The sequence below is a fragment of the Achromobacter maghribensis genome (assembly GCF_057334215.1).
This window is the reverse complement of sequence record NZ_JBHFII010000006.1, coordinates 64,727-66,999: the sequence shown is the minus strand read 5'-3', so window position 1 is coordinate 66,999 and position 2,273 is coordinate 64,727. Positions and strand designations below refer to the sequence as shown.

The window sequence follows — 2,273 nt, the reverse complement described above, 5'->3', positions numbered from 1 at the left end:
GCGGGGCCGGCCAGATGGGGCCGGCCAGGAAGCACCCGGCCATGCGCCGGCGCTCAAGGCCGCGCGGCGTCGACCGCGGGTGCCGGACGGCTGCTGGCGCGTGCCTTGGCCGCCGCGCGCGTCTTGCCGGCGCGAGGTGGCGGCCGGCAGATCGCGCACACAAAGTCCGATTGCGGATCGTGCGCGTGGGCGATGAAATGGCCGCCGCACTGGCGGCAAGCGGACAACTGGAGCATGCCGCTGTCGAAGAAGCGAACCAGCATCCAGGCCCGGGTGAAGCTCAGGACCGGCTCGGCGCTTTCGGCGGCATCCAGGCCGGCGTTCTCAAGGTACAGGCGGTACGCGTCGATGGTGGCGCGGATGCCCTTGCTGCTGGTGCGCGCATTCAAGAACGAATAAACGTTGTAGAACAGCGACGAATGGATGTTCGGCAACCAGGTCATGAACCAGTCAACCGAAAAAGGCAGCATGCCCTTGGGTGGCGAGCAACCGCGGATTTCGCGATACAAGCGCGCCAGACGGTCGTGACTGAGGCTGGTTTCAGCCTCCAGCACCTGCAACCGTGCTCCCAGGGTAATCATGGAGCTGGCAAGCAGGATGTCGTCCGCTTCCTGTGAAACGCTTTTGGAGGCCATTACGCGAGTCCGAGTGAGGGTTTGAACGGCCGTCAGGCCAGTTCTTCCACAGGTTGCTTGGCCAGCAAGATGGTTGCATGCGCTTGTTGCAGCGCACCACCCAAAACGTCATGGGTCAGCGCCGACAGCAGGCTGTAATCATCGAAGCGGAATCGGCACAGCAGCGAGCTGGAGCTGGCCAGCTTCACCAATTGCGCGGGCGACAGACGCATCAGGATGTCGGCAACTTCGTTGCTGAACCCCAGACGGAACATCGACGCGGCATAGTCATCACGCAACATACGTTGCGCAAGTAACAGATATGACAGATTCACTTCGCGAATGTCTGCCAGCAAAGAATTTTCGACTTGTTGCACGCCCTACTCCCTATCCCTATCCCACCCACGGGGCTCGATAACCAAAAGCGCCGGCAACCCGAATTGCCTGGCGGCTTGCTGCAATCTGTTTTAATGCGAAATGTATCATTTGTTCGCAATTTAAGTAAAATTTACCACAGCTCATGTCATTTTCTATGACTTATATGACAAATCTTTGTTGATATTGCGCAACTTGATATTTTAGATACACCTTGACATAGAAATCCGAGACAAATTTACGTCAATTTGGCAAATAAGCATTCAAAACATTGCGTACTTCCAGGAATGAAATGTTGTGCAGTGCCGACAATGTCACCTTGCCGATCACTAAATCCTGGTCGCTTTAGCGCAGCCGCGCGTTTGTCGACAATGTCGCAAATTGACAACGTCTGACGATGCGTCACGATGGACACCGCCTGACATTCCCGCAATGCCCCACGCAGATGACAGCTTGGTCGAATATGCCCCGCTAGTGCGGAAGCTGGCCCTGCAATTGCTCGCCCGGCTTCCCGCCAGCGTTGAGCTGGACGACCTGATACAGGCCGGCATGATCGGCCTGCTTGACGCCGTAAGGCGCTATCAGGAAACGGCAGACGCCCAATTCGAGACCTACGCCACGACCCGCATCCGTGGCGCGATGCTGGACGAGCTCCGCGGCCAGGACTGGCTGCCGCGCAGCGTCCGTGCCAAGGCGCGCAAGATCGAACAGGCCATCCAGCAACTGGAACAACGGCTGATGCGCGCGCCCAGCGAGGCCGAAATTGCCCACCAGCTGGAAATACCGCTCAACGAGTACCAGACGCTGCTGCACGACGCGCAAGGCGTGCAGATCGTGCATTACGAAGATTTCACGACCGAGCCGGACTCGGCCTCGGGCCAGTCGGACTGGACGGCAACGCTGAATCACGGCTCGGCAGGCGGCAATCCGCTGGACGCGTTGCTGGCGGGCGATTTCCGCCAAGCGCTGATCCACGCCATCGACACCCTGCCCGACCGCGAAAAGTTGTTGCTGTCGCTCTGTTATGAGCAGGGTCTGAACCTGAAGGAAATCGGCGCCATCATGAACGTGACCGAAGCGCGCGTGTGCCAGCTGCGCTCGCAGGCCACCGCCCGGATCCGCGCCAAGCTGAAAGACCAGGCCTGGCAAGAATTGCCCCTGGAAGGGCAGATCGCGCAGATCATCTAGGCGTCGACCACCGTCTCTATATATAGAGACCGGTATCTGGAAGACGATGATGGAAGCCGGCACGCCGGCCACGACGGGCGCCTCAGGCGCCCGCTT

At 59.4% G+C, this 2,273-nt stretch carries 3 protein-coding genes; 1 reads left to right on the top strand and 2 read right to left on the bottom strand.

Features of this window, described 5'->3' with window-relative positions; all coding sequences use genetic code 11:
• Positions 1–53: 53 nt before the first annotated feature.
• Together flhC and flhD are read right to left on the bottom strand one after the other, a co-directional pair.
• Positions 54–635 carry a flagellar transcriptional regulator FlhC gene (flhC, locus tag ACE039_RS03270; protein ID WP_448709229.1) on the bottom strand — a complete coding sequence of 194 codons (582 nt, stop codon included), beginning with the start codon at positions 633–635 and terminating at the stop codon, positions 54–56.
• Between the two features lie 32 nt (positions 636–667).
• Positions 668–991 carry a flagellar transcriptional regulator FlhD gene (flhD, locus tag ACE039_RS03265; RefSeq protein WP_006219025.1) on the bottom strand — a complete coding sequence of 108 codons (324 nt, stop codon included), beginning with the start codon at positions 989–991 and terminating at the stop codon, positions 668–670.
• 430 nt (positions 992–1,421) lie between these two features.
• Here flhD and ACE039_RS03260 point away from each other — a divergent pair, with 430 nt between their 5' ends.
• Positions 1,422–2,177: an RNA polymerase sigma factor FliA gene (locus ACE039_RS03260; protein ID WP_313463757.1), complete on the top strand. Its 756-nt coding sequence runs from the start codon at positions 1,422–1,424 to the stop codon at positions 2,175–2,177.
• Positions 2,178–2,273 lie beyond the last annotated feature (96 nt).

Excerpts from the sequence above, each read along its gene's own strand:
- flhC (WP_448709229.1), bottom strand. The coding sequence starts at position 635 with ATGGCCTCCAAAAGCGTTTCACAGGAAGCGGACGACATCCTGCTTGCC.
- ACE039_RS03260 (WP_313463757.1), top strand. The coding sequence starts at position 1,422 with ATGCCCCACGCAGATGACAGCTTGGTCGAATATGCCCCGCTAGTGCGG.